We start from the raw sequence: 16084 nt of genomic DNA on the forward strand, positions 1-16084 counted from the left end.
GATTTCTAAAATCAGAAATCACAGTTCATGGGTGTTCTGAAGTAGGGAATTACGTCGCGGATGTTGTCCACGCCGGTGAGGTAGATCAGCAGGCGCTCGAAGCCCATGCCGAAACCGGAATGGGTGCAGCCGCCGTACCGGCGGAGGTTGACGTACCAGTACATTTCTTCCTTGTTGATACCCAGCTCATCCATGCGCCTGGTAAGCAGGTCGTACCGGGTTTCTCTCTGGCTGCCGCCCATGAGCTCGCCGGCGCCGGGAACCAACAGGTCCACGGCCGCGACGGTCTTCTGGTCGTCATTCTGATACATATAAAAGGCTTTGATGTCCTTCGGCCAGTCATAGACGAAGACCGGGCTGTGGAAATACTCTTCGGTCAGGTACTTCTCGTGCTCCTTGGCGGTATCTTCGCCGTACTTCGGCTCAAACTTGAACTCGGTGCCGTTCTCCATGGCCTTGCGCAGGATGGTGATGGCCTCCTCGTGGGTAACCCGGGCACAGGTGCTTGTCAGCAGGGCGTTCAGCTTATCAAGCAGTCCGCCGCCGGTGAACTGATCCAGGAACTTCAGCTCATCCGGGCACTTCTCCAGTACGGTCTTTACGATGGCCTTCAGGAAGTCTTCTTCCAGATCCATCAGCTGGCCGAGATCGCAGAAGGCAATTTCCGGCTCGATCATCCAGAATTCCGCGGCATGGGTCTTGGTGTTGCTGTTCTCGGCGCGGAAGGTGGGTCCGAAGGTATAGATCTTGGAGAATGCCATGGCGAAGGTTTCGCCTTCCAGCTGGCCGGTAACGGCCAGGCTGGTGGGCTTGCCGAAGAAGTCTTCGGAAGCATCCGCCGTGGAACCCTTGGGCAGGGTGGTAACGGTGAAGGTGTTGCCGGCGCCTTCGGCGTCATTGCCGGTGATCAGGGGTGTATGGACGTAAACGTAGCCCCTGTCCTGGAAGTAGCTGTGGATGGCCATGGAGGCAACGCTCCGCACACGGAACACGGCCTGGAACAGGCGTGTCCGCGGACGCAGGTATGCAATCTCCCGCAGGTATTCCACGGTGTGACGCTTGGGCTGCAGCGGATAGTCCTCCGGGCAGTCGCCTTCAAGCGTGATGGCGCTGGCCTGGATTTCCGGGGTTTCCGGATCCTTGTAGCTGGGGACGACTTTGCCGGTCACCTTCACAGCGCTGCCGACCCGCAGGGCCTGCACCGCTTCGAAGTCCGGCAGGGTATTATCGTACACCACCTGAGGATTCTTAAAGCAGGTTCCGTCAAAGAAGTCCACGAAGCCCATGTTCTTCTGCTTGCGATGGTTGCGGATCCAGCCCAGCAGGGTCACTTCCTGACCCTGTAGCTCCTGAAGGCGTTCCTTCAGTTCCCGGGTGGTGATGGTAGTCATGTGTGAGTCCCTCCATTTTAGTTTATTATTCCGGGTGTTCAGAACGTCCGGAATAATGCCGCAATTCTATCACAAAACCCGTTGAAATACAACAATACTTGACTATAAGATATCAGTAGAAGTAAAATGTACAGACCATGGAGGTTTATACCCTTCATGAGAAAAAGGAGGTTTCCGGTATCAGAAGCATGAAGAAATTACTCGCATTTGCGTTACTTATGCTGATGTTTTCTGCACTGTACTGCGTTGCGGAAGCAGAAGAGATGAACGTGGCGACACAGACAGATCTGTCATGCCTGCACGTGAATACAAAGGAAATCATTTTTTTCTTTGACAGCCCTGCTTACACTTCTGTCAGTGCTACTTCTCACAAGGTTTACGGACCGGCTACTGTGCAGGTGGTTTGCCTGGATTGTGGGGAGATTCTTTCCGAGGAAACGGTGGATTATGCGGAGGAATTCCGTCCTCACAGCATGAAAAAGGGGCAGTGTGCCCTTTGCGGATATCGTGAAAAGAATCAGATGAGCCAGGAACAGCGGAAAGATGATCCCGGAGAACGGACTCTTTTTGCTCAGGAAGACACTGAAATTGACGGCCTGCTGTTCCTGACCCTGTCCAGAGAGGATCTTGCGGCACTGAACAATTCCAATGTTACTACAGCCCTGATCCGGGGAAACAGCGGGAATGTTGCCATAGCTCTTGAAGTGAAAAAGGTGTTGACCCAGACATGGGAAGCTGAAGCAGATATATATCTGGAACTCGCGGAGCGGGAGGACGGCAGCTTTTTCGCAGCGGTCAACCTGGTTTCCAGATCCGGGGAGGAAATAGATCCTGACAGAGAAGGTATCAATCTGCGGTTCTACCGGGAGGCTTATGCAGATGTCAGGGTCTCCCTGGCGCCGGTGTCGAACGGAACGATCGTGGAAACAAAGGGCGTCTGGGATGAGCACGGATACTGGTCTGTCCAATACCAGGAAGAGGGAACATATTTCATTCTACAGTAATGCGGAATGAAATCAATGCATAATGCATGATGCATAATGCACAATGAAAATATGGCCGACTGCCAATGGATTACCTGCTTCGGGAAAGTCCAGGGCAGGGAAAGGTTGAGGCATGAAAGCGTTAATCCTGAATTCCGGGCTCGGAAGTCGTATGGGTGCCCTGACCTCCGAGCATCCGAAATGTATGACGGAGATTTCCTCCCGGCAAACGATTCTTTCCCGCCAACTGACGCAGATTGCAGATGCTGGAATTACAGAGGTTGTCATTACCACCGGGTATTATGACGAGGTACTGGTGGATTACTGTAAATCACTGGATCTCCCCTTGAATTTTACGTATGTAAAGAACCTGATTTACGATAAAACAAATTATATTTATTCGATTTACTGTGCAAGAGAGTATCTGCAAGATGACATTATTCTCATGCACGGTGATCTTGTTTTTGAGAACGAAGTCTTTGACAAAGTGTTGGCTTCCGAATCATCCTGCATGACGGTTTCTTCCACCCTGCCCTTACCGGAAAAGGACTTCAAGGCCCAGATCCGGGACGGCATGGTGATGAAGGTGGGGGTAGATATCTTTGAGGATGCCTTGGAGGCGCAGGCCCTGTATAAACTGAATCGGGAAGATTGGAAGGTCTGGCTGGATGAGATTTCTGCGTTCTGTGAGGCGGGCAATACCAAAGTCTATGCTGAAAATGCCCTGAATGAGCTAAACGGTGCAGCAAACATTGCTGCGCTGGATGTAGGAGATCTGCTGTGTGCCGAAATTGACACTCCGGAAGACCTGGCAGTGGTTTCTGCCAGGCTGAAGAAAATTGAAAACCGCACGGTTTATATGTGTTTTGCCACGGACATTATTCACGGTGGACATATCGCGATTATCCGGAAGGCTCGCAGACTGGGCAAGCTCATCATCGGCGTATTGTCTGATGAAGCGGTGGCTTCCTATAAACGGTTTCCGTTGCTGCCTGCAGTGGAACGGATGCGCCTGTTTGAGAACATCGCTGGGGTATCCCGGGTGGTGGAGCAGCGGACGCTCAGCTACCGGGAGAATCTGGAAAAGTATTATCCGGACATTGTAGTTCACGGTGACGACTGGTGTACAGGTTTCCAGAAACCAATCCGGGACGAAGTGGTATCTATCCTGGAATCCTACGGAGGAAAATTGGTAGAGTTCCCTTACAGCCGGGATGAGAAGTATAAAGAGCTTCAACGCCGGGAACGGGCAGAACTGGCTATGCCGGATATCCGGAGGGGCAGGCTGAAGAGAGTCCTGGATACCAAAGGACTGGTAACGGTCATGGAGGCCCATGACGGCCTGACTGGTCTGATCGTGGAAAACACTGTTGTACACGAAAACGGCGGAGCACATCAGTTCGACGCCATGTGGGTTTCCTCCCTGTGTGATTCCACGGCCAAGGGCAAGCCGGATATCGAGCTGGTGGACATGACTTCCCGGTTCCGGACCATTGACGATATTATGGAAGTGACCACGAAACCCATTATCTTTGACGGCGATACCGGCGGACTGACGGAGCATTTTGTGTATACCGTACGTACACTGGAACGTATGGGCGTGTCTATGATTATCATTGAGGACAAGACCGGACTGAAGAAGAATTCCCTTTTCGGAACGGAAGTTGTCCAGATGCAGGACAGTATCGAGAATTTCTCCGCAAAAATCCGTGCTGGCAAGAAAGCCCAGCGGACGAAGGAGTTCATGATCTGCGCCCGGATCGAGAGCCTGATTCTGGAACGGGGCATGGAGGATGCGCTGACCCGCGCTTTTGCCTTTGCGGAAGCGGGTGCGGATGCCATCATGATCCACAGCCGGAAGAAGGATCCTTCCGAGATCCAGGAATTCATTGAAAAGTTCCGGGCCAAGGACAGTACGACGCCCATCGTGCTGGTTCCCACTTCTTTCAACTCTGTGACGGAGGAAGAATGGAAAGCGCGTGGTGCGAACATCATTATCTATGCCAATCAGCTGATGCGGGCGGAGGTTCCCGCCATGCAGAAAGCCGCGGAAACAATTCTGAAGAATCATCGTGCGGAAGAGTGCGACGCCATGCTGATGCCCTTCAAGGAGATCATCCGGCTGATTCCCGAAGAATAATCAAAGGTTATATGACAAAAAGAAAAACGCAGGGGAAAGAATCCAATCGGATACTTTTCCCTACGTTTTTTGGACCCTTTTCGTGATGAATCCCAAACGTGGAAGAATGGCAGATAAACATCCTGAAAACATTGATTTACATAGCGTTTGACGGAACAACCTATTACCTTCTTTATGTTGACACAAAATAGATGCAAAGGTATAATTTACCATGTATAACTATGTTGATTCTTCTTGCTTCATGGTTTTTTTTCTGAAAGGGAAAAGGGTGTATCACAGGCAGACGCGGAAATGCTCACAGTGGCTTGCTGGAGTATGAAAACGTCGAACAGATAGATGTCTTCAGCGACGCGCTTATGCGAGCCGCACGGCGGAGCAGTCTGTTTTTTCCTTCAGATATAGAACCTGAAAAGGATGATGTATTTTTATTCGTAGTGCAGTGAAACAATCATTAAAGAGGTGACAGTTTATCAGGCGTCTGAAGAAAACCATCTGGCCGATGATCGACGTGCTGTTTGTGTTCATCGGATTATTTATATCAGTTGAGTTCTATTTTTCTCTTCGAGTACCGGACAATCATGTGATCCATTTCTGGAGGAGCCTTCCGATTTTGCTAGTTATAACGCTGCTGGCTTTATGGATCAGCGGGATTTACCGGCAGATATTGGCATATGCAGGACAGGATGTACTCCTTCAGAGTGGTATTAGCACACTTGCTGGAACCGGCATTACCTATCTTGTTTCTCTGGTTTTCTATCTGTTCCGGGATCAGATCGGATCAAATATTTTCCTGATGCCCCGGCCGATCTATTTTATTCAGTGGGTAATCACCTTTTTTCTGGTGGCGGCTTCCCGATATCTGATCCGTTACCGGACTGCGGGCAGTCGCCGGAAAGGCGATAAGGAAACCAAACGGATTCTGGTCATCGGTGCCGGCTATGCCGGGGCAACGGTGATCCGGGATATCCAGAACGGCCGCTATGGAAATGCGACAGCTGTGGCGATCCTGGACGATGATCCGGCCAGGCAGCATTCCTCCCTGTCAAGGGTTCCGGTTGTCGGCGGTACAGATGCTGTTGCGGAGACAGCCGATCAATACAATATCAACGAGATTATTATTGCAATTGCCACTCCTAAAGGAGAGATTACCGCTCTCCTGAATGACTGCATTGAAACCGGCGCACATGTCATGATTTATTCCGGCGTGCGGGAAGGAGCGGAAGCCCGGGAGGTCAACATTGCGGATCTGCTGGGCCGCGCAGAGCAGCACCTGGACATGACGGAAGTACATGCCTTCCTGACAGGCAAGACTGTAATGATCACGGGCGGAGGCGGAAGTATCGGGTCGGAGCTATGCCGCCAGATCATGGGCTTTACCCCGAAAAAGCTGGTTCTTTATGATATTTCCGAAAACTATATGTATGATCTCTTCTTCGAACTGAAGGAGAAATATGGAGAATTGGTGGCCAACACCCTTGTACTGGAGGTCGGCAGCGTCCGGGATGAAGAATCCCTCTGGAGGGTGATGGGAAAATACAAGCCGGACATTGTGATCCACGCTGCTGCCCACAAGCATGTTCCCCTGATGGAAACCAGCAGCGAGCAGGCGATCCTGAACAATGTCTTCGGAACATATAAGACAGCGAAGGTTGCCGTGGAATGCAATGTCAGACGCTTTGTCCTGATTTCCACGGACAAAGCGGTGAATCCCACCAATGTTATGGGAGCATCCAAGCGCCTGGCGGAAATCATTATTTCATCTATTCCCAATCGGAACACCGAGTTTATGGCGGTTCGCTTCGGCAATGTTCTGGGGTCCCACGGTTCGGTTGTTCCGATTTTTGAGCGCCAGATCCGGGCGGGCGGTCCGGTAACCCTCACGGATCCGAATATCATCCGCTATTTCATGACGATTCCCGAGGCGGCTTCCCTGGTGCTTCAGGCGGTCGGCATGGCCAAGGGCGGAGAGCTCTTCATCCTCGATATGGGTGAACCGGTAAAAATCAAGGATCTGGCTGAAAAGATGATCCGCCTGTATGGAACCGGAAAGGAACAGATTGTCTGCACCGGTCTGCGTCCCGGCGAGAAGCTTTATGAAGAGCTCCTATTGGACAAGGAAAACGATCAGGCAACTGAACGCGACCGGATCTATGTGGCAAAACAGGATCACTTCGACTGGCAGACCGTTCAAGGCTACCTGAACAAACTTGAAGAAGCTATCGAAAAGCATCAGGATATCAAAAAAGTGCTCCAGGAGATTCTTCCTGCCTATCATGAAACGTGATAAACGAATCTGCAAACGCTACTCAAATTACTGCTGCCAAGAGCCATGAGGTACATGCAGTGCAACGAAGGTATAAAAAAAGAACGGAGGTGACTGGCAATTGATCCGGAAGAATCAGGAATTCCTGAACAGGGTAAATATCCTTCTGGATATGATGCTGGTTATTCTCTCCTACATGCTGGCTTCATGGATCCGGCTGGATTTTTTTGAAGGTGACAGCAAAAACATGGCCGGTATCAGCACGAAAACAATTTTACTGGCCATAGCTTATTCTCTGGTTCTTTTCCTTCTGCTTTCCATATTCGGCTTTTATAATACGACCCGAACCCGAAAGCTTACCTGGAAAGCCAGGACAATCTTTTTATGCGTGACCATTTCCACGCTGATTGCGACGACTGTATTTTTTGTTTTTCGCCTGATTGATTTTTCCCGCGGCGTCATTTTGGTGTTCTATCTTGTAACCATTATTTTACTGACAGGCAAGTACGCTTTTATGCGCCTGGTTCTCAGGCGTTTTCGCGGAAACGGTTACAATCTGAAACATGTGGTTGTTATCGGTACCGGTAAGCTGGCGAAGCAATACAGGGACGATATTGCGAAGGAATCTGAACTTGGTTTTCATTTGATTGGATTTGTCGGGAACCAGAATCTCCTGGGTGAGGAAGACAAGTGGCTCGGATCATTCAAGGAACTGGACAGTATTCTGTCGTCACCGGATATCAGCGAAGTCATTATTGCTCTTGAACCGGAAGAGTATTCAGGAGTCTGGCAGATTATTCCAGCATGTGAGAAAAACGGCGTCAAGTATTCTGTTATTCCTTTCTATAATGATATTATTCCTGCTAATCCGGTAATTGAAACAATCGGTCACAGTAAGCTGATCAATATGCGTACGAATCGTCTGGAAAATATGGGGTGGGCGATTCTGAAAAGAGGATTTGATTTTGTAAGCAGTTTTATAGGTATTATCCTGCTTAGCCCATTACTGATAATCATTGCCATAGGAGTAAAACTTTCAAGTCCGGGGCCGATCCTGTTCAGACAGAAGAGAGTCGGTTATATGCGCAAGGATTTTCAAATGCTGAAATTCCGCAGCATGAAGCAGAACGATGAGGCAAACATATCCTGGACTACGGATGATGATCCGAGAAGAACCAGAATCGGTTCATTTCTCCGAAAAACCAGTCTGGATGAACTCCCTCAGTTGATTAACGTGCTGAAAGGTGATATGAGTCTGGTCGGCCCCAGACCGGAACTTCCCCATTTTGTGGAGCAGTTCAAGGAGACTATTCCATATTATATGGTTAAACATCAGGTTAAACCCGGTATGACCGGTTGGGCCCAGGTCAACGGGTATCGCGGTGATACCAGCATTGAAAAAAGAATTGAGCTGGATCTTTGGTATATTGACAACTGGAGTCCGTTACTGGATATACGAATTCTTGCAAAGACAGTTTTTGGCGGCATGCTGAATCATGAAAAAATGAAAACGTAAAAGAAATGCTTTGACAGGAATAAGTTATGTGGTGTGTGAGGAGAACTGTTGATGAAACAAAAGACAAAGAAAAGGCTGATTACATATACACTGGTTGTCGTGTGGCTTGTCGGTTGCTATTTTATTGGACAGAGTATTCATTCAAATTCTGCAACGAATGATTCAAAGGGAACAGAATCGGCTTCAGTCGAAACAGGTATAAAAGAATCAGCAATCTCAATAATCAACGCTCAGCAGATCAGCACCGATGAGATCCCATGGGGTTTTACAGCAGGCGTTATTTCAGAGGAAGATGGATCAAACGCCTGGTTGTTAACACCAGGAACAGGGCTTCAGGTGGAGATAACAGAAGATGTTATCGTTCGATACGAAATTCATCCATGGATGAAGGATACCAGCGATGGCGCATCATTACGGATAGAATATAATGAAACAAATGAGACGCTGAAAGCAGAACAAGACTGGAAGAATTATTCTGTTCCACAAAGCGCCCATACTGTCCGGATTGAAGTCATGTCTACAGATAATGATGACGGCGACTGGGTAATTATCCGGTTCGATACCGCGGAAAACGGTATGACATGAGAAAAGAAAGGTGTATTTATACCGGTATCCAGTACGATTGCTGTAAATGAAATTTAATGCAAGGGACGATGTATGGATTGTGAATTCTGTTGTTCAGGAAACGGAGATCAGTAAAATGTCCATATCTGTAATAATACCAACGTTAAACGCAGAGAGACATATTGCTTCTTTGTTATCATCACTGGCGGAACAGACGATCCAGCCCTGTGAGATTCTGATTATTGATTCGTCTTCTTCCGATAATACGCTGTCAATTGCGAAGACCTATAATAACGTCCAAATTATCACAATCCAATTGTCTGAATTTAATCATGGCGGCACACGGGATCTGGGGATGAACCATACGAAAGGAGATCTTGTTCTTTTTTTGACACAGGATGCTGTTCCAGCAAGCAATACACTGATTGAGGACCTGATTGCTTCACTTTTGAACAACCCGCAGATTGCCGCAGCATATGCCCGGCAGATACCGAGGGAGGATTCTTCTCCCCGAGAGAAACTGGTTCGGACTTACAACTATCCTGAACAGAGTGTAGTTCATTCAGAAGAAGATATACCGCGGCTGGGGATCAAGACGTTTTTCTGTTCCAATGTCTGTGCGGTATACCGCCGGGATATATATGAGCGGCTTGGCGGATTTGAAAAAGACCTTTTGTCCAATGAAGATATGATGTATGCAGCAAAAGCCATCAGAAGCGGTTATCAGATTGCGTATGCGGCAGAGGCCTGTGTTGTTCATTCGCATGATTTAGCGTTTAGGGAACAATATGAGCGAAACCGTATACAGGGATATGAAATAGCAAGGCATCAGGATCTTTTGAAAGGAGTATCTTCCTCACGGGAAGGAATACAGATGCTCATGTCAGTTTCTGTAAAACTCCTGAAACAGGGAAGACTGATAAGTGTTTTCGGTTTGCTGACAGATTGTGCTGCCAGATATCTGGGAAACAGAAAAGGAAAGAAACAATTTTTAAAAACGCAATCCAGTAAATAAACCAGAAAAAATAACAGTAAGGAAGAGAACGAATGACATTACAGTCTCTTAAATACCGTACGTTGACGCCTGAAGGCAGAAAACAGACAAAGGAAGATTTCAGGATCTTTTTCCAACTGGTGGATAATGATCTGAAATCCCGGTACTCCGGCTCTGCCTTTGGCATTATCTGGGCATATATTCAGCCTTTGGTCACAATCATGGTTTTCTGGTATGTGTATCAGGTTGGATTCCGTAATGCACCGGTGGATGATGTGGAATTCATCCTGTGGTTTATTGCGGCATTTATTCCATGGACGTTCTTCAGTGACGGTACGGTTACTGCGGCAAATGTGATGTATGAATACTCATACCTTGTTAAAAAAATGCGTTTTAAGGTATGGCAGCTTCCGTTTATCAAGGTGTTTTCTTCACTGAGGATCCATGTGTTCTTTGTTGTATTCCTTACAGGCATGTATATGTTGTATGGACATGCGCCGGATTGGACCTGGTTAAATACGCTTTACTATTCCTTTTATATCTGTGTCCTGCTGGTAGGAAATGCTTTTCTTACTTCTTCATTGACGGTGTTTATCAAAGATGCAAGCCAACTGATTAATATTGTTATGCAGATTGGTTTCTGGCTGACTCCTATTTTCTGGTCGGATACCACGATGAATCCAACTGTTCTCCGAATTCTGAAGCTGAATCCGATGTATTATGCAACGACCGGATATCGATATGCCCTGATCAACCATACCTGGTTCTGGCAGAGATCACCGCTTCAGACGATTTACTATTGGGTGGCGGCAGCTGCGATCCTTGCGATTGGATCTTTGGTATACCGCCATCTGAAAGAACATTTTACCGATCTGCTATAAGGGGAATCAATTATGAACGAGTGCGTGCTGGATGTACGGAATATTGTAAAAAAATACAAACTGTATAATTCAGAAAAAGAAAGGCTGAAGGAAGCGTTTCATCCTTTTCATAAGAGTTTTCATAAAGATTTCTATGCTTTGAAAGGGATCAGTTTTAAGGTTAACAAAGGGGAAAAAGTTGGCATCATCGGATCCAACGGTGCGGGCAAGAGTACGATTCTTAAAATTCTGACCGGTGTGCTTAATCCCACGGAAGGTGAAGTTGTTACCGAAGGGCGGATCGCTGCGCTGCTCGAATTGGGCGCCGGATTCAATATGGATTATACTGGACTGGAAAACATCCGTCTCAATGGAACCCTGATGGGATGCAGCGAGGAAGAGATGGAAATCAAAACCCAGAAGATTGTTGAGTTTGCAGATATCGGGGACTTCATTTCTCAGCCGGTCAAAACATATTCCAGCGGTATGTTTGTTCGGCTTGCTTTTGCTACCCAGATTTTTTCAGATCCGGATATTTTGATTGTTGACGAAGCTCTCTCTGTGGGCGATATTCGTTTTCAACAGAAATGCTACCGGGCCATGGATGAATTGATGGAGAACAAGACAGTTTTGCTTGTAACTCACGATACAGCGGCGGTCACCCGGTTCTGTCAGCGTGTCATCTGGCTGAACCATGGCGAGCTTGTTTATGATGGTGAAGTCACGGAGGGCCTCCGGAGATATAAGGAATTTCTGATCAATCAAGCAATTGAGGAAACAAACGATTCAGAGTATCAATCCTTTGGTGAAACGCTGGAACAAAAACGAGAAGAGATCAGACTAAATCTGCCGCCTGTACCGGAAGGTATCAGCAAAAATGGAAACGGAAAAGCAGTAATTACGCATTGTGCTTTGATGAATGATGATCATGAACTGCTAGAGTTTGTTGAACCGGGGACGTGGGTGAATGTTGTTTCACGAATCGAATTCCATGAGCATACGGCACGACCTTTGTATGGCTTTACACTTTTCGATCGGTTGGGGAACGTTGTAGTCAGCCTGAACTCGGAAACAATCGACGTACAGTTGCCGCCTCAGGATGGGCAGGTGGAGTATACCTTCCGTTTCAGGATGCCGGATCTGAACCATGGTGAATACACTATGTCTGTAGCAGTGGCTAATGGTTTTCAAACAGATCATGTACAGCTGTGCTGGCTTGACGATGTACTGACATTTCGGGTGATGCAGCGGGAGTACGATCTTCCCGGTTTCCTATATCTTGATCACGGTGAAGTGAGCATTACAACACTGAAATCGTAAAACTGTTTAAGAAATGAGGCAGATTATGCGTACGGAGAAAACAGGAAAGAAATGCTTTGTTTGCGGTAAAGAGAATGGATTTGCCAAAGGAAATAATTGTGCGCATTGTGGAGCAGGGGACAATGAATCTGCCATTGCGCATCTTCTGGTAAAGTATTCCGGCGGAGAGCAGGCGGGGATTTCTGAAAGCACAGATCAATTGAAATACAGAAGAATCCTGGCAATTGACGCGTCAAAGGCTCTGCAGGATGCTTTAGTAAACTGCGAACTTTTTACTTCTGTTTCCCGAGAGGACGTGAAAAGCGTAACAGGAGCCAGAGATGGTCTTGGCTTTGAACGAATTCTTGCTTTCAGTGATATTGACGATAATACTGCAGTATTGCTCAATAAACTGCTTACCCCGGATGGAATTGTAATTGTCAGTCAGGCCGCTGCTTCAGGAGAGGGCTTTGGCAATGCAAATGGGTGGCAGGTAAATGATCAGGCATATACTGTGTATCATAAGAAAGTGGATACCAAGGTTGATTTCAGTGGGGAGCGTTTTATACCGGGCATTGAAGATCAGAAGCTGGAATCTGAACATCTTCAGCGCTATCTGAGTACACGGAACCTGGTCAAGGGACTGGATGTACTGGACATTGCCTGCGGAGAAGGATATGGATCTGCGCTGCTGGCAGAAACAGCCAAGAGTGTTATTGGTATGGATATTGATCAGGAAACGGTTGATCGTGCCAATGAAAAATACAGTAAAACAAATCTGGTCTTTCAGCAGGGAGATGCGGCAAACATTCCCCTGAAGGATCACAGTGTTGATGCGATTGTTTCTTTTGAAACGATTGAACATATTGATGAGACATTGCAGAACCAGTTCCTGCAGGAGATTGACCGGGTATTGAAACAGGACGGCCTGCTGATTATGTCTACTCCCAATAAGGCTGTTTATTCAGACCGGTATCATTATTTTAATGAATACCATATTCATGAGTTTTATCATGATGAATTCCAGGAGTTTCTGAAACGGTATTTTTCTTATGTACACATTTATCAACAGTCTTTCCAGGTTGTATCTCTCCTGAGCTCCTGCAACAGCCAGACCAAAGAAGCAGACTGGTACGGAGGCGCTGTTGATGAAACAGAGGCAAAGTACTATATTGCTGTTGCGTCAAAGAAAGAAATCAAGCTTCCCGGCATGGCTTCTTTGTTTGTCCAGCAATCCGGAGAAAATGAAGCCAATATTCAGCGAATCATAACTTTGCAGAATGAGGAGACGCTTCGGAATATACATATTCAGGAGCTTGACAGTGAACTGGAACAACGCGGGAAACGTATTCAGACTCTACAGGAAGAGCATGCGGAACGAGATGCGCACATCAAGGAGCTTGACAGTGAACTGGAGCTGCGAGGAGAGCGCATCCGGGTTTTGCAGGAAGAGCATGAAGAACGGGGGGCTCATATTCAGCGGTTGGATGAGGAATTAACCGAAAAAGGGAAACTGATACGGGAGCTACAGATGGAAGAAGAAAAACGCAATGAGCACATTCAGAAGCAGGATAAAGAAATAGAGGCATTAACTGAATCATATAACACAGTGTCAGCTGAACGTGATTACATGGAAGAACAGCGGAATACACTTGCCAAGGAACGGGATGAGCTGAAGGAATATTATCAGCAATTGACAAAAGAATGTGAAGAACAGAAGCAGACGATTGTAAACAAAGAAGCACATATTCAGCTGCTTCTTGAGAGTGATCGGGAACTTCAGAGAATTCACCATTCCCGCTCGTGGAAACTGCTCACGAAATGGTGGAAATTCCGGGATTTCGTTGTGCCTCCGAACAGCAAAAGACGCCTACTGCTGAAGCTTGTCAAGAAGTTTATCTGCCATCCAATCTGGTGTCTGAAACGGGTAGATATAGATCATATCAAAAAGTTTTCAGCAGGCATAAAGAGCGGCAGTATAGCTTCCACAAGTGCGCGTCTTGATAATTATCTTGGCGGAGGGACAACAACCGCAGAGCGTCCGGATCAGTTCCCGCTGATTGAATATGAACGGATAGAAGATGTTCCGCATCTTCATGTGCCGACTTCATCGCATCCGACAGTTTCTATTGTTATTCCTGTTTACAACCAGTTTGCCTATACTTATACCTGCTTAAAATCAATAGCAAAAAACAGCGGCAATGTTGCCTATGAAGTGATTATTGCAGATGATTGCTCCACGGATCTTACTGTTCATCTGAAAAAGGCAGTTACCGGTGTCAAAATTGTCAGGAATAAAAAGAATCTTCGTTTCCTGCTGAACTGCAACAATGCTGCCAAAGAAGCCAAGGGTAAATATATTCTTTTCCTGAATAATGACACCCAGGTTATGGAAAACTGGCTGCAGCCACTGATCACATTAATTGAATCCAAAGATGATATCGGTATGGTCGGCAGCAAACTCATTTATCCGGACGGACGTCTGCAGGAAGCCGGCGGAATTGTCTGGAAAGATGCTAGCGCGTGGAATTATGGACATCTGGACGATCCTACCAAACCGGAGTATAATTACGTCAAAGAAGCAGATTATATTTCAGGTGCGGCCATCATGATCCGGGCAGATTTATGGAAGCAGCTTGGCGGTTTTGATGAACGGTTCGCACCGGCATATTTTGAAGATACCGATCTGGCCTTCATGACTCGCAAAGCCGGATTCAGGGTAATGTTCCAGCCTCTGTCTGTTGTTGTTCATTTTGAAGGCATTTCAAATGGAACAGATACCAACTCCGGGCAGAAGGCTTATCAGATAGAAAACCAGAAAAAATTCTATGAAAAGTGGAAAGATGTTCTTGAGCAGGAACAGGATCCCAATGGACAGAATGTATTCAAGGCCAAAGATCGCAGCCAGCGAAAAAAACATATTCTGGTAGTGGATCACTATGTACCGCATTATGACAAGGATGCCGGCGGCAGGTGTACTTATATGTATTTGCAGCTGTTTGTGAAGATGGGCTTCAAAGTAACATTTATAGGGGATAATTTCTTCCGTCATGAGCCTTATACGACGGAACTGAATCAGATGGGCATCGAAGTTCTGTATGGCAATTACTATTATGCCAATTGGCAGAACTGGCTGAAAGAAAACGGGAAAGCGTTCGATTATATCTATCTGCAGAGGCCTCATATTTCCATTAAGTATATTGATCTGGTGAAGCAGTATTCTGATGCGAAAGTGATCTATTTTGCACATGATCTGCATCATATTCGCGAAAAGCGGGAGTATGAGATTACCGGGGATCCGAAGCTGCTGCAATCAGCAGAAGAATGGAAAAAAACGGAATATAAACTGTTCGGGGATGCTGATGTAGGGCATGTGGTCGGTTCATATGAACAGGGTATTATGCAGGAAGCTTTCCCGGATAAACCTATACGCAATATCCCTCTGTATCTTTATGAAAAGCTGCCGGAAAATATTGGAAAAGATTTCTCGAAAAGAAAAGATCTGTTGTATGTTGGCGGGTTTAATCATCACCCGAATGTTGATGCTGTTGTCTGGTTTGCTCACGAAGTGTTCCCTAAAGTGCTCGAGAAGTATCCTGATATGATCTGGCATCTGGTGGGAGGACATTTAACAAAAGAAGTAGAGGAACTGGCAAGCGATCACATTATCATCCATGGTTTTATCTCAGATGAAGAACTGGAAAATATGTATCGTACCTGCAGAATGGCTGTTGTTCCGTTACGTTATGGCGCCGGTGTAAAAGGAAAGGTAATTGAAGCAAACTATTATCAGATACCCCTTGTAACAACACCAATCGGAGCAGAAGGAATCAGTCTGGAAGAAAATTCCATGGTGATTGAAGAAGACGCAGACAGAATGGCAGAAATGATATGTTCACTATATGACAATCAGGCAAAGCTGAAAGAGTTGTCTGATAATTGTGAGAAGCTGATCAGAAATCATTATATGCTGGATGAAGCGGAGAGAATTATCAGAATGGATTTTCAGCCGTAATGATGTGGACAAGTATTTCTGATACAATGCAGACAGTTAATATCATTGTTTTAACATAT

10 protein-coding genes and 1 pseudogene are annotated in these 16084 nt (G+C 46.6%); 10 read left to right on the top strand and 1 reads right to left on the bottom strand.

Going from position 1 to position 16084, the window contains the following annotated elements:
- Window positions 1–11: 11 nt before the first annotated feature.
- Window positions 12–1391, bottom strand: a complete 1380-nt coding sequence (asnS, locus tag JYE49_RS12550; RefSeq protein WP_093957858.1) for an asparagine--tRNA ligase — start codon at window positions 1389–1391, stop codon at window positions 12–14.
- Between the two features lie 218 nt (window positions 1392–1609).
- Between asnS and JYE49_RS12555 the strand changes: the two genes are divergently transcribed.
- From JYE49_RS12555 to JYE49_RS12595, 10 genes and pseudogenes are all read left to right on the top strand, one after another.
- Window positions 1610–2395 (top strand): hypothetical protein, encoded by a 786-nt coding sequence (locus JYE49_RS12555; RefSeq protein WP_304583009.1) that lies wholly within the window; start codon window positions 1610–1612, stop codon window positions 2393–2395.
- 112 nt (window positions 2396–2507) lie between these two features.
- Window positions 2508–2888, top strand: a pseudogene (locus tag JYE49_RS15255) (phosphocholine cytidylyltransferase family protein); the annotation flags it as partial.
- A gap of 345 nt (window positions 2889–3233) precedes the next feature.
- Window positions 3234–4514, top strand: coding sequence for a phosphoenolpyruvate mutase (gene aepX / locus JYE49_RS15260; RefSeq protein ID WP_369413344.1), 1281 nt, complete (start codon window positions 3234–3236; stop codon window positions 4512–4514).
- Window positions 4515–5013: 499 nt separating this feature from the next.
- Complete coding sequence (locus JYE49_RS12565) at window positions 5014–6798, top strand: nucleoside-diphosphate sugar epimerase/dehydratase (RefSeq protein WP_093957861.1); 1785 nt, start codon at window positions 5014–5016, stop codon at window positions 6796–6798.
- Window positions 6799–6898: 100 nt separating this feature from the next.
- Window positions 6899–8293, top strand: a complete 1395-nt coding sequence (locus JYE49_RS12570) for an undecaprenyl-phosphate glucose phosphotransferase (protein ID WP_093957862.1) — start codon at window positions 6899–6901, stop codon at window positions 8291–8293.
- A gap of 51 nt (window positions 8294–8344) precedes the next feature.
- Complete coding sequence (locus JYE49_RS12575) at window positions 8345–8878, top strand: hypothetical protein (RefSeq protein WP_093957863.1); 534 nt, start codon at window positions 8345–8347, stop codon at window positions 8876–8878.
- Between the two features lie 115 nt (window positions 8879–8993).
- Window positions 8994–9872: a glycosyltransferase family 2 protein gene (locus JYE49_RS12580; protein ID WP_179217379.1), complete on the top strand. Its 879-nt coding sequence runs from the start codon at window positions 8994–8996 to the stop codon at window positions 9870–9872.
- 32 nt (window positions 9873–9904) lie between these two features.
- Entirely contained in the window at window positions 9905–10732 is an 828-nt protein-coding gene (locus tag JYE49_RS12585; protein WP_093957865.1) for an ABC transporter permease, read from the top strand.
- A 12-nt stretch (window positions 10733–10744) separates the two neighbouring features.
- Window positions 10745–12031 (top strand): ABC transporter ATP-binding protein, encoded by a 1287-nt coding sequence (locus JYE49_RS12590; protein ID WP_179217380.1) that lies wholly within the window; start codon window positions 10745–10747, stop codon window positions 12029–12031.
- 25 nt (window positions 12032–12056) lie between these two features.
- Window positions 12057–16025 (top strand): glycosyltransferase, encoded by a 3969-nt coding sequence (locus JYE49_RS12595; protein ID WP_179217381.1) that lies wholly within the window; start codon window positions 12057–12059, stop codon window positions 16023–16025.
- Window positions 16026–16084 lie beyond the last annotated feature (59 nt).

This window comes from Aristaeella hokkaidonensis, from assembly GCF_018128945.1.
Taxonomy (GTDB): Bacteria; Bacillota; Clostridia; order Christensenellales; family Aristaeellaceae; genus Aristaeella; species Aristaeella hokkaidonensis.

Excerpts from the sequence above, each read along its gene's own strand:
- asnS (WP_093957858.1), bottom strand. The coding sequence starts at position 1,391 with ATGACTACCATCACCACCCGGGAACTGAAGGAACGCCTTCAGGAGCTA.
- JYE49_RS12555 (WP_304583009.1), top strand. The coding sequence starts at position 1,610 with ATGCTGATGTTTTCTGCACTGTACTGCGTTGCGGAAGCAGAAGAGATG.
- aepX (WP_369413344.1), top strand. The coding sequence starts at position 3,234 with ATGTGTTTTGCCACGGACATTATTCACGGTGGACATATCGCGATTATC.
- JYE49_RS12565 (WP_093957861.1), top strand. The coding sequence starts at position 5,014 with ATGATCGACGTGCTGTTTGTGTTCATCGGATTATTTATATCAGTTGAG.
- JYE49_RS12575 (WP_093957863.1), top strand. The coding sequence starts at position 8,345 with ATGAAACAAAAGACAAAGAAAAGGCTGATTACATATACACTGGTTGTC.
- JYE49_RS12580 (WP_179217379.1), top strand. The coding sequence starts at position 8,994 with ATGTCCATATCTGTAATAATACCAACGTTAAACGCAGAGAGACATATT.
- JYE49_RS12585 (WP_093957865.1), top strand. The coding sequence starts at position 9,905 with ATGACATTACAGTCTCTTAAATACCGTACGTTGACGCCTGAAGGCAGA.
- JYE49_RS12590 (WP_179217380.1), top strand. The coding sequence starts at position 10,745 with ATGAACGAGTGCGTGCTGGATGTACGGAATATTGTAAAAAAATACAAA.
- JYE49_RS12595 (WP_179217381.1), top strand. The coding sequence starts at position 12,057 with ATGCGTACGGAGAAAACAGGAAAGAAATGCTTTGTTTGCGGTAAAGAG.